Genomic DNA, 24,258 nt, shown 5'->3' on the forward strand with positions numbered 1-24,258 from the left:
AATGTAAGTGAAGTCACAAAAGCAATAATTAAAACAATAGCAATACGGTATGTTATTAGAAGTATGTGCGTTTAACCTACAGTCAGCCTTAATTGCAGAAAAAGTAGGGGCGAAACGGGTGGAGTTATGTGAAAACCCGGCCGATGGTGGCACCACGCCTTCTTATGGAACTATAAAACAAACCCGTGAAATGATCGGCATCTCCCTGTACCCGATCATCAGGCCCCGGGGTGGTAATTACTTTTTTGATGAAGAGGAGTTCGCTATCATAAAACAGGATATCCTGATGTGCAAACAGCTGGGCTGCGATGGTATTTCAACCGGGGTGAGTAAAGGGAACGGGGAAATAGATACCGAGCGGTTGAAGCGGATGGTAGAGTGGGCCTATCCCATGGGGGTAACCTGTCACCGTGTTTTTGATGCTACACCCGATCCGTTGCAGGCGCTGGAAGATATTATAACCTGTGGGTGTGAACGGGTGTTGACCAGCGGTCAACGGTCCGCTGCGCCTGAGGGTATTGAGCTGCTGGCCAAACTGGTTGATCAGGCCGATGGCCGGATTATCATTATGCCCGGCGCCGGTGTGCGTTCAACCAATATTGAAACGCTGATCAATGGCACGGGTGCCACTGAGTTTCATACCTCGGCAAGAATGGTGGCAGCAGACCCGGTTACTTTTCGCAACCCTGCCATTCTGGATGCTACCAATTGGTACATAGCGAATGAAGAAGAACTAAGAAAGATCATGGAAATATTAAATACAATCAGTTTGTAAGAGCGAAAGGCAATGGGCAATAGGCAGTGGTGAGCAGGCTGTAAAAAGTAACAGGCGATACTAAATGACATTAGTGTCGCCTGTTGCTTTTGTGGTAGTTGAGTCGGCAATCATGAACCGGCAATCGGCAATCGTGAATCGGCAATGGTAAAGATGGACATGTTTAAGTAAGATCTGTCTGCCGTCTGCCTTTCCCCCATTGCCCATTGCCTATTGCCCCTACTTGATCTTAGTTCCCAGCCAGCTTTTACGGAACGATCTCATATCATTGGTAAAAGAGGTATCACTCTCTTCCAAAGCACTAATCGCGATCATTGGATTCTCTGCAAGGGTAAGCGAGGCCATCTTATTTTCATTGCGATGTTTGTATTGAACGTTGATCACATCACCTGGCTTATGCGTAGCGATGATCTCATTGATATCAGCAGGACGGGCAACGAGTTTACCATCTATCTGCATGATCACATCATTAAAGTCAAGACCGGCATTGTACAATGGAGTACCAGTAACTGTATTGGAACTGATCCTGGTAGCATTCTCTTCATATTGCACCTGACCCAACCAGGCTTTACCGGCATTTGATTTATTCAATCGTAAACCGGCTTTCTCCAGTAAGGGGGCATAATCAAACGATTCATGTCCGTTTACATAACGGGTAAAGAAATCAGCGGCAAAGGTTTTGTCGTGGGTAACATCCGCCAGCACTTCTTCCAGTGCCGGTACGGTATAAGCGATCTCGGTTTTGCCAAAGCGTTTCCATAAAGCGGTCATATAATCATCTAATGTAAGCTGGAATTTGGTGCGCAGGGTCAGGTCGAGCGCTAATGCAATGGCGCCGCCATAAGGATAATACGAGCTGTACATGTTGGGATAGTTGGTGCGGTCAATGGCTACGCCCGCGTCTACAAACACCGCATGCTGGCTCACTTCAATGGGAGAAAAGCGTTTAGCGCCTGCCGTATTTTCCTTGGTATAGATCAGTGCTTTAAAGGAGCCCATCAGGTCGTCAATGGATTTTAAGCCCGCCCGGCATAATAACAATTCTCCATAATATTGTGTAAACCCTTCCGCACACCACAGCTCATTGCTCATATTGCTTTTTTCAAAATTGAAGGGTTCCAGTGTTTTTGGGCGAATGCGTTCGACATTCCAGTTATGAAAGAATTCATGGGCAAAAACGCCTAACAGCTCATTTTTACCTGTAAAATCGGTGGGAATACTGATCATGGTTGAATTGCGGTGTTCCATGCCATCGCCGTCAACGTAACGATTTATGCTGGCGATAAAGGTGTAGGTGCCAAAGTCATATGCAGGCACCTCGCCAAAAACAGCCTGTTCTTCTTCAACCAGGCGTTTTATTTTAGTGGCGAATGAACCGGCCAGGGTATCGGTGGTTTCCGCTTCCAGCGCCAGTCTGAACCGGTAATTTTTGCCATCGGGGTTTTTGATGCTCCATTCTTTCCAGTGCAGGTTACCGATCTTGGTAGGGCAATCCATAAAGTATTGTAACCCGGGGGCCGTAAAGGTAAGCGGGTCTTCAGTTGGTTTTAACTGCGTGGCGATTGTCCATTTTTTATCGGTGGGAATGTTAAAGGTAATTGAGATGGGAGCTTTGTCGAAGCCTTTGATCCACATAAATACCGATGGAATGTTAAGGTGAATGCTCGCGGGGTCAATACCGGAGTAGGTGCCATCGGGTGAGGCGGCGTACACGGTATAATCAACCCGCAGGGTGCCATTTTGTTTAGGCACTTCATATACATCGCCATCGATGCGGGTAATGGGAATGGGAGCGCCATTTTGGTCGAATGCTTTTACCTCGTATACATTTTTGCCAAACTCATGCGTGGCATAGCGGCCCGGTGAGGAGCGGCTCATCCGAAAGGTGGCTTTGCCGGCGGGGATGCCAGCTGCAGTTATGCTGATGTTGGCTTCGTGGTGAACAATATTGGGAAATGATACGGCATAATTGATCTTTTGGGCATAGGTATGCGAAAACCAAAGTACGGCCAGGATCAGGAATGTTCTTTTCATAATCATTATTGTAATGTAAGTATCAAGCTACAATTTACAGGAAAATTACTTTTGTAAAGGTTTGTGCTATGGCAGACGGCAGACGGCAAAAGGCAAACGGCAGACGGCAGACGGCAAAGAGAAAGGCAATGGGCAATGGCGGCGCAAGGTAATTATTAAACTCAACAATCGCGAACCCTTTCACGTTTCACGTTTCACGCACTCACCACTCACCATTCTGTCTTTTTGATTAAATTTGGTATAAATGTGTGTACTATGACGGAACGTGAATTACGTTTTATGCAGGCTGCAGTAGACCTGGCCAGGAAGGGTATGAACAAAGGGGTAGGCGGGCCATTTGGGTGTGTTATTGTAAAAGGCGATACTATTGTTGGTACGGGATGTAACAGCGTGGCCAGCTCAAATGATCCTACCGCGCATGCTGAAGTAGTGGCCATTCGCGATGCCTGTAAAAACCTGCAAACTTTTCAATTGACAGATTGCGAAATATATACCAGTTGTGAACCCTGTCCAATGTGCATGGGGGCTATTTACTGGGCACGCCCGAAGAAAGTGTATTTTGGCGCTACCCGGCACGACGCTGCGGCCGCGGGTTTCGACGATTCACTTATTTATACTGAATTGACTGCCCCTATACATGATCGCATTATTGAATGTGTAAACCTGGGGCGGGAAGATGCCGTAACGGTATTTGACGAATGGAATGATAAACCCGATAAGATCACTTATTGATGATGAAGGAACCTGGTAATGACCACGTAGGCAAGAACGGTGATAATAAGAATAAATGCAATGGTCACATACACCCAAAAACCATTGTTGATCTGTTTTTTTTCCCGGCGGTTTTTCTTTTCCTTGATGTAGTGACGTAATTCCTTATTAAGCTGATCAACATATCCTTCCAGCTTTTTATTGCTGTTCATTTGTTGCAGCCCTTCCAGGGCTTCATTCTCAAAGTCGTTGTCGACCATCCACATTTCCACTTCATGCTTTTCCTGGTCACTCAGCTTGCCGCTTAAGTAATCCATCAACTTCTGGTTGTCAATGTCTTTGTTACTATTGGATAATATGTTCAGTAAATCGTTGTTCATTGTATGTGTCGTCCATGTACGATCATTAGACCCGGGGTTTTAAGATTGGTTTAGTCTCCTTTCCAACAAGATCTTCAAATTGCGTTTACCGTTCTGTATATAGCTTTTTACCTGCATGAGAGAAAAGCCTGTAATGTCGGTAATTTCATTATAAGATCTTTTCTCCAGATAGAACAAAGTTACGCACTGTTTTTGTTCTTTATTCAGTTCCTGCAGGCATTCCTCCATCATTTCCAGTTGCCGGTCTTTTTCCAGGTGTGGCGCCATTCCGGGATCGTCTTCGGGGGTAATGGCCATTTGTTCCTTGATCTCTGCCGGTGTACGCCCCTGTTTGTCGCGCAGCTTCATAAGACAATGGTTCTTGGCCACCATGTACAGCCAGCTTTTAAAATACTCTACCTTGTATTTATGCAATTCGGTAATGGCTTTCAAAAATACCTGCTGAACACAATCTTTAGCCTCTTCCTCATTCTTAAGGTATTTCATGCAAACCCCCAGTAACAGAAGGGTGTATCGTTGCAATAATATCCCCAGCCAGTGGTTGTCGCGACTGGAATAAAAGGAGTTTAGCAATTGCTGATCGCTGATATGTGAATTAGGGTCTTGTTTCACTATGCGAAAATGCGTTTTTCTTATTACTGAGATGCGTATCGTTCAAGATTCCATAAAAATCTGAAAGACACCCCTAAACGATAAGAATGGTATTTTATTATGTCTAAAGGGCAATAGGAAAAGGCAGAGGGCAGAGAAAAAAACAGTAGGACGATACACGTAATCCTCTGCTGAACCGAGGGCAGTCGGCAATCCTGAATCGGCAATGAATACACCTCATCGCGGCAACGCCACTATTAAACTTTGACCTCGGAACTCCGAACTCTGAAATCTGAACTAAATAACCCAATAACTTAATAACACCCCATTGCCCACTGCCTATTTCCCATTGCCCATTGCCCATTGCCTTTTGTCCATTGCCTACTGCCTTTTTTCATTACCTTGCTATCAAACTCATTACAATCTTATGGCATATGCTATATGCAGGGTGCCGGTAGCTCCCTTACGGGCCGAGCCGGCGCATAAAAGTGAAATGATCAGCCAGTTATTATTGGCAGAAGCGGCGATTATCCTGGAAGAAACAAAAGATTTTATAAAACTGCAGTGTCTGTACGATGGGTATGAAGGTTGGTGCCAGCGTAGCCAGTTGACCATTACCGAAACCTGGAATAATAACGGTCAATCGTCCTTGTTCACTTCAAACTGGATCAATTCCATTACCATTAATGAAGTGCCGGCGTATGTGCCCATGGGCATACCCGTGCCGGATGCAGAAAATGCCAAACAGTTATCTGGGGTATTAAAGATAGGTTTTGGTAATGCGGCTATCTGGAATAGTGCTACTGTAAAGCCGGAGGGCGCTGCCATCAGGGAGCGGGCCGAACAGGCATTGAATACGCCTTACCTTTGGGGCGGACGCTCTGTATTTGGTATTGATTGCAGCGGGTTCACTCAACTGGTATTTCGCTTTTTTAATATTGCCCTGTTACGCGATGCGTATTTACAGGCTACCCAGGGTGAAGTGGTTGGTTTTTTACAGGAAGCACGCTGTGGCGATCTGGCGTTCTTTGATAATGCCGAAGGGCGCATAACGCATGTGGGCATCTTGTTGAACGATCACGAGATCATTCACGCCTCGGGCAATGTGCGTATAGATAAGATCGATAATGCGGGGATTGTGAACGTGGATACGGGGGTGCGTACGCATCAGCTGCGGATTATAAAGAGATATTTTTGAGATAGTTGATCAGTTTACGAGAAAGAAGTTGATAGGGTTGACAGGGGTGATAGGGTTGATAAAGGAAGTAAGAAGTAGGAGGTAGGAAGTTGACCAGGTAAGGGAGAAGAAAATTGATAGGATTGGTGGAGTGGCAGGGCTATTGGGTTGACAAGGTATGGAGGCTTGAAACAAACTTAGAAAGTATGATCATAGGACTTTCACGTTTCACGAAAAGGAGTACGAAAATCAGTAGGATCTGTTTTTCGTACTCCCTTTTCCTATAAATCTCACATCTCATCAGCGCTAGGTCCATAGCTGCCAGGTATAGGTACATCCAACAACCGCAGGAAAACGCCCAATTGCGCCCGGTGGTGCACTATCTGGCAGAACGACATTCTGATCACTTCTGCTTTTGTAGATACACTATAGATTTCTTCGCCGTTGCGTAATGTCCAGTTAGGCAGCAGGTCTTCCTCTTTGGATTTTTCCAGCTGCGATTTGCCATCGGTATATGATTTTTCAAATAATTCCAGTAATGCTGCCGTAGTGTTGATGTCGACAGGTTCGTAGGGGTTGGCGGCAAAATCAAGCTCACTGGTAGTAAGCGCAAAGCTTACCCAACCCGGTAATTCTGCTATATGGGTAGCCAATTGTTTAATGGTCATGCTTTTTTCATGGGGCTTCCAGCCGAATGTAGAGTCGGGGATCCTGGAAAGCATTTTACGCGTGGTTTCCGCTTCCTGTTCCATTTCTTTTAAAAGCATTGGGATTATTAACATAGCGTGGTGTTTTTGTTGATACAAAGTAACCACAGGTTGGTGACAACCCTATGTCAGCAGGAATTAAAAAGAATGGCTATGTTTTAAAATTAATCCAGCAAGGTCCCTTTTCTCATTTTATCAACCACTTCATCCTGGAACCTCGTGGAATACCCCTTCGATCTTAAGAGTGTAATAGCTTTCTCCTCCAGTTTAATGGCCTTCTTTACATTGTTATCTACTTTGTATAGTAACCGGCCCCAGGTATCGAGCGTAGTAACACTTTCAAACGCATAGTTGGCATTCACTGCCCACTGTAAAATGCCCTGCGCCTGTAGTGGCTAAAAGTAAAAACCGGAAGCAGGTCTTTTTAACTTACTTCCGGTTTTTATAAAAGGACTATTTCTTGTTCTTGAAGGTATCGTTGTACAGTTTCATGGCGTCTTCGATAATGGCCAGTGCTTTGGCTTTATCACCGAATTCATTCACTTCAACTTTTTTATTTTCAAGTGTCTTATACTCTTCAAAGAAGTGGCGTAATTCGTCAAAGAAATGCGGGGGTATTTCTTCAATGTTGTTATAGTGTCTTACGCTGGGGTCGTTGGCAGCAACAGCAATGATCTTGTCGTCGCCATCGCCGTTGTCGATCATTTGCATAACACCAATAACCTTGGCTTCCATCAAACACATAGCCTGTACTGGTTGTGAAGTAATTACCAATATATCGAGTGGATCTTTGTCGTCGCCGTAAGTTTGAGGAATAAATCCATAGTTACATGGATAATAGAACGAAGAATAAATGATACGGTCCAGCTTTAATAAGCCGCTTTCCTTGTCAATTTCATACTTGGCCCTGGACCCCTGCGGAATCTCAATGACTGCATTTACAATCCGTGGAGCCTGATCACCAGGAGGCACGCCATGCCAGGGATGGGAAACAGTTATCATATTGTTTTTAAAATTTAAGCAAATCTAAAATAAGTTCTGCTTCATATGGTAAGTAACAATCATGCATGGTCCCGGTTAAAACCGGAGTTGGATATTAGGATAATGCAATAGTATTCGTTAGGGGCGCAAAGTAAACTAATAAAAAAACAATCAGCAACATTTACTGTCATGGTCCGCCGGGTTACATTTTTATTACGGACTTCAGGTCTACCAGCCAGGTATCCTGCTGGCGAATGATGCGTAAAGTGGTCGTATCGGCCGGGTTGGAGGTATGGTAGTATTTATATTCAACAGTTGAATCGTTGTCATTGGAGATGGCAACCGGTCTGATGGTAGCGGCTTTATACTGGTCTTTTTCTTTGCTACTCAATTGTTTGTAATTCGCCTGTTGCTTTTCGAACAGCAAGTTATTGGTGGAATCCTTCAGTAAATAAAATGCCGCTTTATCGTAATCGCCATCCAGTGAGGCCCGGATGAATTCGGTGCCGGCATCCTGTGCATTTTCGGCTTTTTTATATCCTTCGCCGCCTGAATTACAGGATAAAGTGGCCAAAAGGCAAAAAGGGCCAATTAATTTCTTCATAATCAACAAAAATAGGTCTAACTAAGGAAAAATGCTATGCTTTTTTAGTGTAATGTGTTTTTAAGGGGGCGAGCCAACTCACAACTGCCCATTGCCTATGCCCATTGCCTATTGCCTATTGCTGTCTGCCGTTTCACAAAAAAAGGAAGTACGATTATCATACTTCCTTTTTTTTGTTTATTATTTACAATTACTTGGTTTCCTCAGAACGATCAGTGCGTTCTTTCCGGTCGCGCCAGTGCTCTCTGGGGCGTTGGTCCGGGTGAACATCGGTTTCTTTGTGGTCCTTGTCGTAAGCCCGGATAATGGCTTTTACGAGGCGGTGACGCACTACGTCTTCTTCGTCCAGCTCAATATGCGCAATGCCATCGATGTTCCGTAAAATACGGGCGGCTTTTTCCAATCCACTGCGTTGATTTTTCGGCAGGTCGATCTGCGTTAAATCGCCGGTAATAATGGCTTTGGCATTGGCGCCAATACGGGTGAGGAACATCTTAAGTTGAAGATCGGTTGAGTTTTGCGCCTCATCCAGGATGATAAAGGCATTATCGAGCGTCCGGCCCCGCATGTAGGCGAGGGGCGCAATTTCAATAACGCGGGTGCTCATATAATACCCCAGCTTGTCGGCCGGTATCATATCGTCGAGTGCGTCATACAGGGGACGCAGATAGGGATCGATCTTCTCTTTTAGATCGCCGGGTAAGAAACCAAGGCTTTCGCCGGCTTCTACCGCAGGGCGGGTAAGAATGATCTTTTTGACCATTTTGTTTTTCAATGCCCGAACGGCCAGGGCTACGGCGGTATAGGTTTTACCCGTACCGGCAGGACCTATGGCAAATACAATGTCATTTTTTTCAGCCACCTGAACCAGTCTTTTCTGGTTTATAGTGCGGGCCCGAACTGTTTTTCCGTTGGGGCCAAAAACAAGTATGTCGTTGGGATTGCGGTCAATGAAATTGTCGACTGTTTCGGCGTCGTCGCCGCCCAGGATCTGCTCAAAGTAGTTCTCGCTCATATGGCCATTGCGCTCCAGGTATTGAACAATGAGGTCAATTTTTTCCTTGGCGCTTTCAACTTGTTCAGGCGAGCCGCTTAATTTGATTTGAGTTCCTCTTGAAAGGATTTTTAAAAGCGGGAATTTTTTCTTGAGAATATCCAGTTTTTGGTTGTTTACACCGAAAAACTCAATAGGGTTTACAGTTTCAAGGCTAATTATAGTTTCTGTCAATGCACATCAATTTAGGTTTCACAAATACAGGATAATATTCCTGACATCCTCTTTTTTCATCTATTCCAAATATAATTATTTGGAACAGCATTGTCGTAAAGTTACTTATTCACAACATGTGGAAAATTGAAAATGTTGTGGTGTTTTCGTTAAATGTGCTAAAACAAAAATGTCCCGATGAATCGGGACATTTTCTATATGATAGTAAGTGGCTTTGGCACTTATTTACTGATCTTGATCTCTGTTATTCTTATCGGTGCTCCGTTTTTATCATAATCAATTTTGGTGCAGTGTTGCAGAATGTTCGGTTCACTAACATCTTTCGAACAGATCTTTTCCAACTGGTTGGCACCATTGTAAGCATATTCATTCAGCGGCACGCCGGTCATGTAAGGTAATGTGGCAGTAGCAGGTCTGTTATTGCTATATTGCCACATGGGGAAAATGAACGGCACTTTTTTCTGCTGACGGGCATCTACTTCCCAGTTGTCGTTATCGAATTGCAATACTCTGCCGGGCGAGCTGATCTTTTGCAGTTTATCGCCGTTGTAAGAGTAAGTCCATGTATCGGTTTCCTGACCAACACCTGAAGGTATTACCTGTACAGTGGTGATCTGGCCGGTAGCATTGAAATTATATACCAGGTCATATTCTTTTTGACCTGAAGGCTCAGCGCTGCCGCTTGCCCGCAGGAATAATTTTTCAATTTTGATCTCTTTCATTTTCCTTTTGGCAATGAAAGCAGGGTTAGGCACAAATGGCAGGCCTGGGTGTGATGACAAATAGAAGTTGATACCTGCATAATAGTTGCTGGTACTGTAATCAAAGAAGTCATCAGCACTTACTGTTACAGTTTTGCTGTTAACAGGTGATTCTGAAGTTACTCTGGAATACTTTTTACCACCATCGGTGATGGTCTTTCCATCAAAGCTCAATGTCATTTTGGATGCATCAGGCTCAAAGTGTACCAGCTCGTTCCCATTGACAGTAAATGGTAAGAACTTGGCTTTTCCTGGAAAATAAACAAATACTGAGGGATTACTCTGTCCGCTTACGCTTACTAACAGGCTGTCCTTTTGGTCCTGGGTTTTCCATACTCCTTCAATATCAACCTTGTTTTGACCAAAGCTGACTGCGGAGATGATGAGCAGAAGTGTGGTTAGGGAACACTTACTTATCATAGAACGGTTTTTAAAATTGATTGATAAAAATAATTGAACTCACTTATTTTTTTAATGTTGCAATGCCTGGTCTAGGGGTGTTCCGCCTGTTAGCGGAACTGATATTCCGGTTTCCCGGTATATCTATAGGGTGTAACTTATAAACCATTTTACACTTTTCGATGAGTTGACTGCAAGTGTGCCTTATGCTTCTTGTTGTATCAACTTTTTCGCTAATATAACAGACGGATCTGTTATTTAAAAGTGATTTGTAAAAGAACTTTTATTGTCAGGTTATATTTAAAATATAACTGACCCTTGAACCGGGCCGTTCACTCACTGTACGCTCCGCACCTTGTTTATATAAACAAAAGCTGACTTATTTGATGTAAAAAGGGAATAATTAAATACTGCCTGGAGATAAATGCTACCCGGAGCACGTAACAGGCTGGCTGTTGGGTTTTCCGGCTTCCATTGCCTAACTATACCTTGTAACAGCAGCCCCTGCACATAGGATATGGTTATAATACAAATGAAAGTAAGTAGAATTATATTCATCATAGGGTATTAGTATGCAGCGGCAAATTAGTAAATTAACTAATTTAAAAACAGTGAAAAGTTTTTTTTATTATAAAAAGATCGTGTTATTAATAATAGTTCACATACAAATGCCGCCGAAATAGTACTTATTCCGGTATAATGATATAACGCAAAATTTTAGCCGGCAGTATATTCAATTTGAAATATGTTACAATAATTTAGCGTGCTTATACGCTTATTGTGATCGTTTTGAAGGTGTAAATAACACAGTTGTTCGTAACCCAGCTTTTACAGGCCGTCTTTTTCCGCTTTGGCGGCCCTGATCATTTCGGAATAACCCCAACCCTTTGCCAGGGCCTTCATAGACATAGTGAGCCGTTTGGTTTTGGTGGCCTCCGTTTTGGCGCTTTCTATCCAGGTGCTGAAGTAACGCTGATGGCCTTTGGTTAATTTGTCCCAACCGGCTTTTGCGTCCGGATCGTCTTTCAAACATTCCAGCAGGTCGGCATCTGTTGGTTTTTCGGTTTTATCTTCTTGTAACTGCACTTTTACCATCGCCCCTTTACGTTTTCCAATGCCTTTTCGCATGTCGGCATTTACGGCCAGAATAAACCGGCCACCACCCATGGGCATTATGGCCACACTTTTTATGGAAAAATTGTCCAATTTACCTTTAACGCGAAACGACTTTTTATTACCGGGCTTTAGTTGCTCACCTATATCGGCTGGTATTTCAATATACGTCCAGCCTGTTTTTTCCCCCTGCTCGGCAAATTGTAATAATGTGGTGGTAAATGTTACCATTGTTTTATTGTAGTTCTGTTGCTAATATAGGAAGAAATAAACTGACCAGTTGAGGAGGAAGAAAGAAGGTTGATATGGTTGATAAGGGAAGTAGGAGGTAAGAAGTAGGAGGTTGGAAGTTGATAAGTTGACGTGGAAGGAGGTAAATATGGTTGATGGAGTGATAAGGGAAGTAAGAGGTAAAATGTAGGAAATAGGAATTGGAAAGTTGAAAGAAGGTTGTGAGCCTAAGGCGAAAATGCGAAGAATCAACTTGCCGGATCAAGGGCTAGAACATAGTTTTTACAACTGCCGCGTCGAAGATTTGCCGTATGCCGTCTGCTCTCGGCTGAGCCGAGACCGTCTGCCATTTGCCGTCTGCCGACTCAACTGCCCCAAAAGCACCAGGCATATAAAATGTGAGTGGGCCCGCTAATTGCCTGAATCCTGAAATTCGCGAGCCCACTCACAACTCACAACTCCTTATTGTCTCTTCAATATCTTGATCAATTGTCTTTTTCCGCCCTGTTCAATCTGCACCGTATATGATCCCTGTACCAACCGCTGTCCTATAGTTGTTTTGTTCAGCCCATTCCCTTTTTCAACCAGCCTTCCCAGTTGATCATAAATGAAATACCTGAAATCGCCAATGGCGTTTATATTAAAAACATGATTGCTGGGGTTGGGTGAAATGCTGATGACATTCGGCTGGCCGGTGGTGGACAGGGTAGTAACAGTTCGTGCAACTGCTGCGCAGCTTACGCCTGTTACTGAAGAAGGTCCCTGTACACTTATGTTATCGATATTGGCCAGTCCGGCGCTGCTGGTGGCTTGCAATCTTATGGTAGTTGTACCGGTATTCAAACTTACAATGGACTGTGAATTTGTCCAGGTCGTATAATCGGTAGTTGCCGGGAAGCTGATGGATGACACAACGGTACTGCCATTGATCAGCAGACTGGCTGGGCGGTCGCTGCCGCTGCCATTTGAATAGCGCCACGAAATGGTATAGCTGCCGGCGGTGGGCACTGAGATACTCCAGTTAATGCCGCTGCCAGTAGCATTACTGGTATTACAAAAGCCTGTACCGGTATAGCCGGCATTGTTGTTGTCGATGGTGCCATCAACACTGCAAAAACCGGTAGCGCTTTCCTGAATGGTTACGGTTGAACCGCTGCTGCTGCCAGGGAAATATATATTAGGTACAGGGGGAGCACTCATATCGCCACCCAAATAAAACCCCGGATGCGGTGGCTGGTTGTATGCCGAGTTTTGCCAGGCGATGGCCACCCGGTATTGCGGATCATGCATTAATGTATAAATGCGATTGGATGCAGTAATGGTAGTGGTGAATATGCGCAGGGCGCTGTTGTCGGATGTTCTTAAGATCACTTCTTCGCGCCAGTCGCCCAGGATATCGCCCGATAAACAGGGGGTTGCTTTTGTACTATTGTTGGAAGCGCAACCGGTAGCCGTTAACAGGGTACTGGTACTGCTGCTGCTGTAATTCCATTTGCTGATGGTAATGTTATCGAGCAGTTCGCGTTGCAGATCGGCATCCCACCAAACCCCAAAGTTCATAGATGGTTTGGTGGTACCAATGTCAACCCCGGTACAGGTGTACAGATTACCACGGGCAGCCCACATTTCATACCCTTTATAACGGGGATCAATGTCTGCGGCCATGGCACGGCCTACATCGGCAGAAGCTTCGGCCACCGTAAAAATGCGGGCGCCGGTACGCGCATCAACCAGGGCGGCGCCTACCTGTCCATTACTGCCGGGCGATTCATAACACTGCCATATTTCCAATCCGGCGCGGTCGGGGTTCATGTCGCTCATATGCATGGCATCGCCATGGCCCATAGCATTGGCCCAAAAGCCGGTCCCATTGTCGTTAACGGCACTGGAGCCATTGAATACTTCATCTTTACCATCGCCATCGGCATCGCCAACCGTCATCTGGTGGTTGCCCTGGCCTGCATACGAACTGTTGCCAGAGTTATTACTGTCAAAATTCCAGCGTTGGGTAAGCTGGCCATTGCGCCAGTCCCAGGCCACGCGCACCAGGCGGGTATAATAGCCACGGCCAAACACCATACTGGGCCGTTGCCCGTCGAGGTAGGCTACGGCAGCGATAAAGCGGTCAACCCGGTTGCCATAGCTGTCGCCCCAGCTCGAGACGGTACCACGAGCCGGTAAATAATTGGTAGTGGCCATAGCGGCGCCGGTTTGTCCATTGAATACAGTCAGGTATTCCGGCCCATCCAGCACATAGCCGCTGGAGTTGCGGTAATCAGCGCTGGAGCTGCCGATAGTAGTGCCTGCGCCATCAACAGTGCCATCGGCCGTTTTACAGGCCATTTCCGCTTTGCCATCACCATCAAAATCATATACCAGGAATTGAGTGTAATGGGCGCCGGCGCGAATATTTCTACCCAGGTTAATACGCCACATCCGGGTGCCATTGGTTTGGTAGGCGTCGAGGTACACATTGCCGGTATAACCCGATTGGGAATTGTCCTTCGAATTGGATGGGTCCCATTTTACAATGAATTCATAATCGCCGTCACCGTCAAGATCGCCCACACTGCAGTCGTTGGCATTGTACGTGTACGCCACACCGTCGGGCGTGGTGCCGCCGGCCGGGATCTGCAGCGGGATGTTCAGGTAGTTTTGCGACCATACACTGGCAGCTTCTGAAGCGGCCTGTTCCACCCCGTTTATTACCGGGCGTACGGTGTAGGCACTGTTGGTAGAAATGTTGTCTACATAGTTGGTAGAATTGGTAATGGGGGTAGCATTCAACAGGGTGGAATTGCGGTATACATTGAATCCTATACCGGATGGGTCATTGCCGAATAACCGCCAGCCAATATATACCTGGCTGGTGCTGGTGCGTACGGCAACCACACCCCGGTTCAATTGTTCCATTTGTTTTTGTGCCAGTAACTGCACCGGAACAAGGAACAACAATAAAGAAATGGAAAATAAACAACTGGTGGTTGTTGTGGAAAGGTGGTGGCGAAAAGGGCGTAACAATCCCTTGCTCGCAGGATAAGTAAATGCGAACTTCATATGGCTGTTTTTTAGTTAGAAAATCACTGGAATGGTCTTTTCCAACTGGTTGGGTTGCTGGCAATCGTTGTTAAGATCGGGGAGAGTACGGAGATTGTACGGATAGTGTAGGAAGTTAGTTGTAGAATGCGGCAAAACCATCCTGATCTGTTCTGTGGATAAACGCGCTCCGGATGATTTTAAAATACTTTAATACATAGTAGCTTTAACATATTTACTTTTGCAAACAAAACTACATGCGCATATTTATTGCAATATTAATTATGTTCTTTCCGGCATGGCTGGTAGCCCAGGTAGATATTACCCAGCATACGATCCCAGGCCGTAGTAACAGTAAAAAGCAACAGGAAAAGCCGTATGTGATCCTGATCTCTGTGGATGGCTTGCGCTACGACCTGGTTGATAAATACCACGCCACTCATTTGCAACAACTGCGTAGTAAGGGGGTAGCGGCAAAGTCTATGATCCCTTCGTACCCTTCGCTTACGTTTCCCAATCATTATACACTGGTAACCGGTTTGTATCCTGCTCATCACGGACTGGTGGATAATACTTTTTACGATAAAAAAAGGAACGAGACCTATCGCCTTGGAAACCGGAAGGCAGTAGAAGACAGCAGCTGGTATAACGGCACGCCCCTTTGGGTGCTGGCTGAACAACAACAAATGGTAACGGCCAGCTTTTACTGGGTAGGTTCTGAAACAGCGGTGAAAGGAGTGCGACCTACCTATTATTACCGGTATAACGATTCCATTGATATCGACAGCCGTATTCAACAGGTAAAAAACTGGTTACAGCTGCCCGAAGATAAACGGCCACATCTTATTACCTTTTATTTACCGCAGGTAGATCATGAAGAACACATGTTCGGCCCCGAGTCGAAACAGGCAGAAGAAGCGGTACAGTTTGTTGATGAGAGCATTCATAAAATGGTGCGCATGACCGATTCGCTGAAACTGCCCATCAATTATATTTTATTAAGTGACCATGGCATGATTGCGGCAGACACGGTCCACCAGTTGCCCATGCCTTCGGCTATTGATACCACAAAATTCAAAGTGCCCGATGGGGATGTTTTAGTGCACCTGTATGCCAATGATACCAGCTTTGTACAATCCACTTACCAGGCTTTGAAAAAGGAGGCGGTGGATTATGACGTGTACCTGGCCAATGAAATACCGGCTCGCTGGCACTACAGCGCTAAAGACGATCATTATCAACGTATCGGCGATATGATCCTGGTGCCGCATGCGCCCAAATCGTTTAATTTCCGGCGCAGGCGAAGCCTGCTGGGTAAACACGGTTTCGATAATGCCCTGCCTGAAATGCAGGCTACGTTCTATGCCTGGGGACCAGCGTTCAAAAAGCAATTAAATATCCCGGCTTTTGAGAACGTACATGTGTATCCGTTGGTGGCGAAGATCCTTGGATTGACTATTACTGATAAAATTGATGGATCTTTGAATGTACTAAGACCTGTGTTGAAGGGGAAGTAGGGGGAGGAAGTTGATCAGTTGACCAGTTGACCAGGAATGCAGAGCCTGCCCCGCCTTGCGGGGTTGATAGAGGTGACTGGGTTGATGGGGGTGATAAGGGAAGAAGGGATTTGAAAATTGAAGGATGTGAGCCGAAGGTGAACAAGTGAAAGGTGAATGGTTAGTGGTGAGTAAGCTCGCGAAAATGGGAGACGTCCGAAAATCGGAAACCCTCTCACAACTGACCACTCACAACTCACGATTAATATCACAAAAGTCAAAATCTATGCAACAAGCAATTATAATAATAGGAGCAGGGGCCGCAGGCTTGATGGCTGCTCGTAAGTTATCCGCGGCCGGTCATCAGGTTACCGTGTTGGAAGCGAATGACCGCATTGGCGGAAGAATTCATACCATTCAGCCAACCGGTTTTATAAAACCCATAGAAGAAGGGGCGGAGTTTATGCATGGTAAACTACCCATTACCATGCAACTGTTGAAAGAAGCAAGCATGTCCTATCAACCGGTTGGGGGCAACATGGTACGCGTAAAAAATGGAGAATGGTCGACCCAGGACGAATTTATTGCTGGTTGGGATGAATTGATGGACCGCATGGCCGCGCTGAAAACCGATATGACCCTGACCGATTTTCTGCAGCAATATTTCAGTGACGAAAAGTATACCCTGTTGCGGCAATCGGCACAACGTTTTGCCGAAGGGTTCGATGTGGCCGAGCCCAGTGAGGTGAGTGTATTTGGCTTGCGCGATGAATGGAGTCATGAAGAGGAAGAACAATTCCGCATACCCGGTGGCTATACACAGTTGATGGAATACCTGCAAAAAGCCAGTAGGGCAGATGGCTGTATCATTCATACGTCCAGCCCGGTAAAAACCATTCGCTGGCAACCTCACCAGGTGGAGGCTGTAACTGCGGATGGAAAGGTATTCACAGCAAAAAAAGTCATCATTACGGTTCCGCTGGGCGTATTGCAAGCCGCGCCACAACACGTTACTGCTATTGCTTTTGAACCGGCCATCACGGCGCAAATGCAGGCTGTACAGCAAATAGGGTATGGGGCGGTTGTAAAAGTGATCATCCAGTTTTCTGAACGCTTCTGGTTGCGGTATAAACAGGATATCGGTTTTATCTTAAGTGAAGAAGCTATCCGAACCTGGTGGACGCACTTGCCCGATACCGATGCTGTCCTCACCGGCTGGCTCGGCGGACCCAAAGCCGCACGCTTTACACAGTCTACTGATGATGCCATTTTGCAGGAAGCTTTACAGTCACTGGCGAATATCTTTACCATGCCTGTTGATGAAATAAGCGCACTGGTGACAGCATCGCATATAGCGAAGTGGCAGATCAATCCGGGTAGTTTAGGCGCATATAGTTATAATAAATTATTTACTACTGATGCGCGTGCGTTATTAAATGAACCTGTTCAGGATACTTTATACTTCGCGGGCGAAGGATTATATGCTGGAATAAATGGAGGAACAGTGGAAGCCGCTTTACAATCTGGGGTAGATGTTGTTAAGCTGATTGTTTAAAGTGAATAGTAAAATTACTAGCTAAACCAAAAAATCCATTATCCTTTGTAGTTGTTTGGCTATTAAATAACAAGTGGCAGCATTTTTGTTATACAGTGGTCGACTAATTGTTACCTATGAAGAAGATTGGTGAGGCAACCATTCTGATAGTAGCGGATGTTTTCCCTTATGTACCATTTCCCATCCGTTCTTTAATTTTATTCTGTAGCAGATCTATCGTAAATGAAGAACAATCTTCTTTTAAGAAGAGCTATTCCTGGAATAGTATCTTCTGTAGTCACTTCTTGTTTGAATATCCCCCTTTAGAACAAAAAGCAGGTATTGTTTATAGCCATGTCGGTATTAAAATGAATATCGCTTAAAGTCTTTTGTTTAATCCATACTCCTTACCTCGGGCGTAGCAGTCGGTAAAGAGTCGGCAAACCGGCTTGCTACGTCCATATGTTTAATTGTATTATTTACATTAAACAGGATTGTCTTTTTATTGATATTACCCTTTAGCTACAAACAGCAAACGCAGGGAGGGCTGTCCTCACTGCGTCCTGAGCGCCTCGCTCACTGCGCCTTCGCGAAGCTTCAGCGAAGCAAGGCGAAGCCTTGGCGAAAGTGAGGAGTCGAAGGATGCAAAGTCCAGTAATGCTATTTCGAAGGACGCAAAATCGAAGAATGTGAAATCGAAGGGTGCAATCCGTAGACTGAGTATAATTGAATCATTTATTTACTTAAAAAGCCATCGATGCCTATATAAATACAGGAGGCCACAAAGGTGGTGATCAAAAACACCACAAAGGTGACCAATGCAACATGTTCCGAATTTCGATATATGTCATTACTACTACTGCTGCTGTTTGAATTTGCCGGTTTCATAGTTAAATGTTTATTACATACATTTAAAAAAGATGCCACCGGCTAAGTTCTATTGAACATCAATGTTTTAGTAAAATAAAGTGGGGAAAAGTATTGTTAAATCCGGGGAAGGGAAGACACAGTTTTATAGGCAATAGCCATTGTCAGTTGTAAGTTGTCAGTTGTGAGTAGGTTTCCGATCTTTCCTGCGAGTTCACTAACAATTCACAAATACATACTGTCCGCCAGTTGGCGATTAGCAAGCAACCCGCTTTCGCAGCCAGGCGGATGCCAAAGCCTTGTTTTGCCCACCGAAGCCTTGCTGCCCGAGGCTATCGCAGCTGAAGAGCCTGGGGAGGGCAGTGGCTGCCACACTCCGTCGGACAAGCCTACAGTTTTCAACCTCCTACGTGCTACTTACTGCATTTATCTGACCAACAACAGGTTAACTGGCAAACCTGCTATCTTCTGTATTCCTACCGCGTCAACTGGCAGTACTTTTACCTATAAACTCCTACCTCTTACTTCCTGTCTCAACCCTATCAACTCCGTCACCCCATATCAACTTCCTCCTCCCCGACACGTCTGGGACTGGTTAACGGACCAACTTGATCAACTTTCTTTAATCGAAAGCTATCGTCCTTGAATTCAATAACTTAATAACATAAGAAGCTGTCCCTTCAGCCACTAAAAGCTGAAGCGAATTACTGGAAACCCAGTAACCACAATCCCAAACTAAGAACAGTAAACAGGGAACCGTATACTGTAAACTCTTTACTGGAAACAGAACAAGGAACTGTATCTATGAGCTTTAACTCAATAGCTTACTAACCCAATAGCCTGGAATTTGAGCCAGGAAAGGAATTCAAAGCTTTAAACAGTAAACAGTAAACAATGAACTGTCAACAGTGAACTGTGAACAGTACACAGTGAGCCCGTTGCCAACTGAACTCCAGTTACAACAATAAAAACGATCAACTAAAGGTTTAGCTAACATAACATACCTGTTGCCCCCGGCTATCGCGGGACCAGGCTTTGAGGGAATGCAGAAACCAGGTTGCGGCCTAAATGCTACGCAATTCTTCCTCTATCAGATCATGGAATGTGTTCTCCTTATCCATAATCCAATTGGGCAATTGTTGCGGCAGTATTTTCCAGTTTTCTTGTTCTTTTTGCATACGAAACAGGAGCCGGTTCCCCCTGTCATCGCTTACATCTACTGTAAATAATCCTTCATTGGAGCCACCCAATTTTCTGAAGTTAAATTCCTTCAACCGTCCATTCACTTTCACCAACTTGGTGAAGTGGATATTTCTCTTTACTTCAATTCGCATAGTCCAAAGTATGTAACAAGTGAAACACAAAGTTATGAGCAATTCTCATGCTACAATTATAAAAAAACACTAATTAATTTAAATTTTATCGGCTACACACCGCTGCCCGTCTGCATTTTACACAGTATACATTTTTTTTGATCATCGACAAGCGGAAATTATGTCACCTTATTTTACTGTATACTTTTTTTCTCACTGTGATAAAACGGTTTAAGAATTCAGTTAGTAAGTTGTTTGGTCCATCACTTCATAAGTAAAATACTTACTCCCGAAAATTTGAACAACCCGCGTGAACTTTCTGCTGCTTATAGTGTATCGGCTACCGATTGCAGCACCCTACTAAACTTATTGAAATAACATTCTTGTTATTTTCTTATCATGCCCATACACGTCCTCTCTAAAGTTCAAGCGGCCTTCGTCATCTACCCAGGCGGTATAATAGGTGATGAACACTTCGGCCTTATCTTTTAGCCTTACCACTTTCTGTTCTTTGGCATTCATTGCCTCGGTTATTTTTGTCACGTCCCAGTCAGGATCGTTGCGCAAAAGGTATTCAGCCATTTTCTGGGCATCTGCCAGGCGGATACAGCCATGGCTGAAGGCTCTTTTTGACTGGTTGAATAAGCTTTTGGCCGGGGTATCGTGCAGATAAATATCAAAACTGTTGGGAAACAGGAACTTTACCTTGCCTAATGCGTTTTTATCTCCAGGAAGCTGACGGATATCAGGAATTCCATCGCCGTCTTTATCGCCCTGATCTTCCATCTCATTCTCCGTCAGGTAGTTTTTATTTTTTTCGATCTCGGGTAATATTTCATTGGTAACTATCCGCGGCGGGATATTCCAGTAGGGGGCAAATACAACCTGGTTTAGGGTGCCGGTAAACTGGGTGGTGCTGTGCCCGTCTTTTCCCACCACTACATTCATATCAAATTCCTTTTTCCCATTTTCAAATAAGTGTAAAATGAATTCCGGAATGTTTATGATAATAAGGGTGCCATTGGGCTGGGATGGCATCCAGCGCATACGGCCCATATTGATCAGGATCTGCTCAATACGGTTGCGCAGCGGTACGTTCATTTCGGCGATCAGCTCTTTGCTTAACGTGCCGGTACCCTTAAAGCCAAAACGCTCCTGTATATGCGATATGCCTTCTGCCAGGTTATCATTGAATACGTCGGAGGTGTCGTTCCCGGCCAGGTCGCCGGTCATTTGCAGATACTGCTTTATTAGTGGAACGTGCGGTGATGATTTACCTTTCTTTAATGATTTTGCCTCTACAGGGATCGCAGGCAGGGTGCCCCGTTTATTCAGGTCGAAATATTTCTGCAGCTGCTCCTTTAATGATTTGTAATTGGCATTGATATCTTCGAAATATTTATTGTCTTTATGCTTTTTTGAAAGCAGGGAATCAGCCAGTTGAATGGGATCGGCTTTTTTAAAGGGAACGAACCGCTCCAGCTCTTTGCGTTTTACATACCCCTTCTCGAATTTTTTAGCAGCATATTTAAGCAGGGTATGGGTAAGCTGTAATTCGGTTTGGCGCATGTTCTTGTCACTGGCGTTTACCGTAAAACTATCGGCCAACAGGCGGTTCATTCGTTTTTCAAGCGTTTTATTAGCCAGTGTTGTGTCGCCGGTGTAAGTAAGGTAATGTTCCAAAAGGTTCCAGAATCCCTGGGCCTCTTCGGTAAACCCATCACTGGTAAACCAGGCATATTGATAATTACGGGCATTGTAAAAGCTAAGCATACGGTTGGCAAGTGAATCGGCCACCTGATGACGGGCTATAAAATCAGCCAGGGAGGCGCTGTCTAAAAACAGGTCAGCATAAGAATTGTCTTTTGTAATGCTGTAATCGCGGGTAGAAATATTCCTGGGGGCATTGGACCCTCCACTTTCTTCATTTTTGTTCTTATCTCCATTATCTGCACAGCCGGATAATATAAGGGTAACGAGTATTAAATAGAAGAGGTGTTTCATAGATCATGATAAATGAAATTTTATACCATCGGAAAATTGGGCACTTCTTTTCTAAATTGATAATTATCAATTAAATCAGGGCTACATCTTATCTAATTCCAGATCACATCATGTGGAATTCATTCTACACTGTCTGCCTATTTATATGGATGGCAGTTAATAGTTGCTTATATACTGAAGTTTTCCTGGAGATATCCCGTATCTATTAAGAGACGGGTTATCTCCGGGATATATACGGGATATATACGGATTATCTACGGGATATCTATATATATGTCATGAATATCAACTGCTTCCGAACACTTGTTTTTATGGGTTAGCGTGAAGTAATAGTAATTATAAGTGGTACTATCATGGGAAGGGCGGTAAACGAACCCATTCACCAACAACGTCTTATCTTTAGCAAATCAAAACAAACACATCAAATGAGAAAAATCCTGGTTCTCTCTTTTTGTCTGTGCCTGCTACTTTCCCTTCAGGCGCAGCAAACGCAAAAACCACCTTTACACGCAAAGAACTGGCTGGCCATAACCGGCAAACCCCTGGCGGCTACGGCTGGCGCCACTATTTTTCAAAAAGGCGGCAATGCCGTAGATGCGGCTTGTGCCATGATAGCGGCTACCTGCACCATGTGGGACGTACTGAGCTGGGGTGGCGAAACACAGGCCCTGATCTATAATCCGCACACAGGTAAAATAATAGGTATTAATGCCCTGGGGATGGCGCCCACTGGCGCAACGCCTGGTTTTTTCAAAAGCAAAGGAATGCATTATGTACCAGAATATGGCCCGCTGGCAGCAGTAACACCCGGAACACCTGGGGGCATATGCACCATGCTGGCAGAATATGGTACCATGAGCCTGAAAGACGTATTTACGCCCGCCATGCAATTGGCGGCAGGTTACCCCATTGAAGCGCAAACAGCTAACAGTATGGAGCGGGGAAAAGAAAGAATAAAGCAATGGCCTTATTCCAAAGCTGTTTTTTTACCCCATGTAGGACAGGAACGGGAAGCGCCAGAGGCAGGTGAGATCTTCAAACAAACCGATCTGTTGGAAACCCTGCGCAAAATGGTGGAGGCTGAACAACAGGCTTTGAAAAAAGGAAAGAACCGCAAAGAAGCGATCTATGCCGCCTACGCCCGGTTCTATACCGGTGATATAGCCAAGGAATTTGTACGGGGGTGCCAGGAACAGGGTGGTTTAATAACAGAAGCCGACCTGGCCAAATGGAAAGTGATGATTGAGGAACCCATGAGTGTTAACTATAAAGGAATAGATGTTTATAAATTAAAACAGTGGACACAAGGTCCGGCCATGCTGCAGATGTTGAATATTCTTGAGAATTTCGATTTGAAAAGCATGGGCTATAACTCAGCCCGTTATATTCATACCGTAACGCAGGCCATGCAACTGGCTTTTGCTGACCGGGACTTCTATTATGGCGATCCTTACTTTGCACCTGAGGAACCAATGAAAGGATTGTTGTCGAAAGAATATGCAAAGGAACGGGCCAAATTGATCAATCCTGACAAAAACCTGGCGCCTGCTTTACCAGGAGATCCCTATCCGTTTGAAGGAAAAACAAATCCCTTTACAAATTATTTACAGCAATGGAGTGGCAACAAGTCGTTGTCTTATGCACCCATTGATGAAAAATATATGGAGAAGTTATGGCTGGGTACTACCTCGGTAGAAGCAGCCGATTCAGCAGGATGGGTGGTTTCGGTTACCCCCAGTGGCGGCTGGCTGCCAGCCTGCATCGCTGGCCGTACAGGAGTAGGCATGAGCCAGCGGATGCAAAGTTTTGTACTTGATTCGGTACTCGATCCCTTTAATGTGGTAGAACCCGGTAAACGTCCACGGGTAACGCTTACCCCCACACTGGCCATGAAAGAGGGTAAACCATTTTTGTCTTTTGCAGTGCAGGGCGGCGATACGCAGGACCAAAACCTGTTGCAGTTCTTTTTAAATGTAACCGAGTTTGGGATGACCGTGCAGGAAGCGGTTGAAGCGCCGAATGTTAATACCAATCAATTGTACCTGTCGTTAGGAGGGGAAGACCGCAAACCGAAACCTGGCTCATTACTGGTGAACAGTAATACACCCGACTGGATACGGCGTGAGCTGATAAAAATGGGTTATAAGCTGAGTTTTGAAGATCGTACAAGCGGGCCAGTGAATGCCATTTACTTCGATAGCAGGCATGGAACTATGTGGGGTGGTTCAAGTAATCATGGTGAAGATTATGGGGTAGGATGGTAGCGAAATCGTGGAAATTTAACTACATATCATATTGTTACATAGGTGATTTGAA

21 protein-coding genes are annotated in these 24,258 nt (G+C 44.9%); 7 read left to right on the forward strand and 14 right to left on the reverse strand.

What is annotated here, in order from left to right; genetic code table 11:
* Window positions 1-49: 49 nt before the first annotated feature.
* Entirely contained in the window at window positions 50-775 is a 726-nt protein-coding gene (locus tag J7I42_RS22815; protein ID WP_209141189.1) for a copper homeostasis protein CutC, read from the forward strand.
* 219 nt (window positions 776-994) lie between these two features.
* Here the strand turns inward: J7I42_RS22815 and J7I42_RS22820 are convergent, their stop codons facing one another.
* Window positions 995-2,809 (reverse strand): M61 family metallopeptidase, encoded by a 1,815-nt coding sequence (locus J7I42_RS22820; RefSeq protein ID WP_209141190.1) that lies wholly within the window; start codon window positions 2,807-2,809, stop codon window positions 995-997.
* A 255-nt stretch (window positions 2,810-3,064) separates the two neighbouring features.
* On the opposite strand from J7I42_RS22820, the gene J7I42_RS22825 reads away from it, so the two are divergent.
* Window positions 3,065-3,541, forward strand: coding sequence for a nucleoside deaminase (locus tag J7I42_RS22825; RefSeq protein ID WP_209141191.1), 477 nt, complete (start codon window positions 3,065-3,067; stop codon window positions 3,539-3,541).
* Here the strand turns inward: J7I42_RS22825 and J7I42_RS22830 are convergent.
* Window positions 3,535-3,900, reverse strand: coding sequence for a hypothetical protein (locus J7I42_RS22830; protein ID WP_209141192.1), 366 nt, complete (start codon window positions 3,898-3,900; stop codon window positions 3,535-3,537). The genes J7I42_RS22825 and J7I42_RS22830 overlap by 7 nt on opposite strands.
* 39 nt (window positions 3,901-3,939) lie before the next feature.
* Window positions 3,940-4,512: an RNA polymerase sigma factor gene (locus J7I42_RS22835; RefSeq protein WP_209141193.1), complete on the reverse strand. Its 573-nt coding sequence runs from the start codon at window positions 4,510-4,512 to the stop codon at window positions 3,940-3,942.
* A 406-nt stretch (window positions 4,513-4,918) separates the two neighbouring features.
* Here J7I42_RS22835 and J7I42_RS22840 point away from each other — a divergent pair, with 406 nt between their 5' ends.
* A complete protein-coding gene (locus tag J7I42_RS22840; protein WP_209141194.1) occupies window positions 4,919-5,689 on the forward strand; it encodes a C40 family peptidase in 771 nt (256 codons plus the stop codon).
* Between the two features lie 269 nt (window positions 5,690-5,958).
* Here J7I42_RS22840 and J7I42_RS22845 read toward each other — a convergent pair whose 3' ends face one another.
* The 8 genes from J7I42_RS22845 to J7I42_RS22880 all read right to left on the reverse strand — a co-directional run bounded on the left by J7I42_RS22845 (window position 5,959) and on the right by J7I42_RS22880 (window position 14,749).
* The gene (locus J7I42_RS22845) at window positions 5,959-6,450 is read right to left on the reverse strand and encodes a DinB family protein (RefSeq protein ID WP_209141195.1); all 492 of its coding nucleotides are present in this window, start codon (window positions 6,448-6,450) and stop codon (window positions 5,959-5,961) included.
* A gap of 89 nt (window positions 6,451-6,539) precedes the next feature.
* Window positions 6,540-6,737: a hypothetical protein gene (locus J7I42_RS22850; RefSeq protein WP_209141196.1), complete on the reverse strand. Its 198-nt coding sequence runs from the start codon at window positions 6,735-6,737 to the stop codon at window positions 6,540-6,542.
* Window positions 6,738-6,828: 91 nt separating this feature from the next.
* Complete coding sequence (locus tag J7I42_RS22855; RefSeq protein WP_209141197.1) at window positions 6,829-7,377, reverse strand: inorganic diphosphatase; 549 nt, start codon at window positions 7,375-7,377, stop codon at window positions 6,829-6,831.
* Between the two features lie 181 nt (window positions 7,378-7,558).
* Window positions 7,559-7,960, reverse strand: coding sequence for a DUF4878 domain-containing protein (locus tag J7I42_RS22860; RefSeq protein ID WP_209141198.1), 402 nt, complete (start codon window positions 7,958-7,960; stop codon window positions 7,559-7,561).
* Window positions 7,961-8,150: 190 nt separating this feature from the next.
* On the reverse strand, window positions 8,151-9,188 hold the full coding sequence (locus tag J7I42_RS22865) for a PhoH family protein (protein ID WP_236065557.1): 1,038 nt from the start codon (window positions 9,186-9,188) through the stop codon (window positions 8,151-8,153).
* A 221-nt stretch (window positions 9,189-9,409) separates the two neighbouring features.
* The gene (locus tag J7I42_RS22870; protein ID WP_209141199.1) at window positions 9,410-10,369 is read right to left on the reverse strand and encodes a hypothetical protein; all 960 of its coding nucleotides are present in this window, start codon (window positions 10,367-10,369) and stop codon (window positions 9,410-9,412) included.
* A gap of 807 nt (window positions 10,370-11,176) precedes the next feature.
* Window positions 11,177-11,692, reverse strand: coding sequence for a YdeI/OmpD-associated family protein (locus J7I42_RS22875; protein ID WP_209141200.1), 516 nt, complete (start codon window positions 11,690-11,692; stop codon window positions 11,177-11,179).
* A 462-nt stretch (window positions 11,693-12,154) separates the two neighbouring features.
* On the reverse strand, window positions 12,155-14,749 hold the full coding sequence (locus J7I42_RS22880; protein ID WP_209141201.1) for a rhamnogalacturonan lyase family protein: 2,595 nt from the start codon (window positions 14,747-14,749) through the stop codon (window positions 12,155-12,157).
* Between the two features lie 236 nt (window positions 14,750-14,985).
* Here J7I42_RS22880 and J7I42_RS22885 point away from each other — a divergent pair, with 236 nt between their 5' ends.
* From J7I42_RS22885 to J7I42_RS22895, 3 genes are all read left to right on the forward strand, one after another.
* Window positions 14,986-16,245, forward strand: a complete 1,260-nt coding sequence (locus J7I42_RS22885) for an alkaline phosphatase family protein (protein WP_209141202.1) — start codon at window positions 14,986-14,988, stop codon at window positions 16,243-16,245.
* 265 nt (window positions 16,246-16,510) lie between these two features.
* Window positions 16,511-17,779 (forward strand): flavin monoamine oxidase family protein, encoded by a 1,269-nt coding sequence (locus tag J7I42_RS22890; RefSeq protein WP_209141203.1) that lies wholly within the window; start codon window positions 16,511-16,513, stop codon window positions 17,777-17,779.
* A 116-nt stretch (window positions 17,780-17,895) separates the two neighbouring features.
* Entirely contained in the window at window positions 17,896-18,141 is a 246-nt protein-coding gene (locus J7I42_RS22895; RefSeq protein WP_209141204.1) for a hypothetical protein, read from the forward strand.
* A gap of 352 nt (window positions 18,142-18,493) precedes the next feature.
* Here J7I42_RS22895 and J7I42_RS22900 read toward each other — a convergent pair whose 3' ends face one another.
* The 3 genes from J7I42_RS22900 to J7I42_RS22910 all read right to left on the reverse strand — a co-directional run bounded on the left by J7I42_RS22900 (window position 18,494) and on the right by J7I42_RS22910 (window position 21,942).
* Window positions 18,494-18,646: a hypothetical protein gene (locus J7I42_RS22900; RefSeq protein ID WP_209141205.1), complete on the reverse strand. Its 153-nt coding sequence runs from the start codon at window positions 18,644-18,646 to the stop codon at window positions 18,494-18,496.
* Between the two features lie 1,043 nt (window positions 18,647-19,689).
* On the reverse strand, window positions 19,690-19,959 hold the full coding sequence (locus J7I42_RS22905) for a hypothetical protein (RefSeq protein WP_209141206.1): 270 nt from the start codon (window positions 19,957-19,959) through the stop codon (window positions 19,690-19,692).
* 345 nt (window positions 19,960-20,304) lie between these two features.
* Window positions 20,305-21,942 (reverse strand): L,D-transpeptidase family protein, encoded by a 1,638-nt coding sequence (locus tag J7I42_RS22910; protein WP_209141207.1) that lies wholly within the window; start codon window positions 21,940-21,942, stop codon window positions 20,305-20,307.
* A gap of 425 nt (window positions 21,943-22,367) precedes the next feature.
* Between J7I42_RS22910 and J7I42_RS22915 the strand changes: the two genes are divergently transcribed.
* Entirely contained in the window at window positions 22,368-24,206 is a 1,839-nt protein-coding gene (locus tag J7I42_RS22915; protein WP_209141208.1) for a gamma-glutamyltransferase family protein, read from the forward strand.
* The last annotated feature ends 52 nt before the right edge of the window (window positions 24,207-24,258 follow it).

This window comes from Niastella soli, assembly GCF_017742245.1.
Taxonomy (GTDB): domain Bacteria; phylum Bacteroidota; class Bacteroidia; order Chitinophagales; family Chitinophagaceae; genus Niastella; species Niastella soli.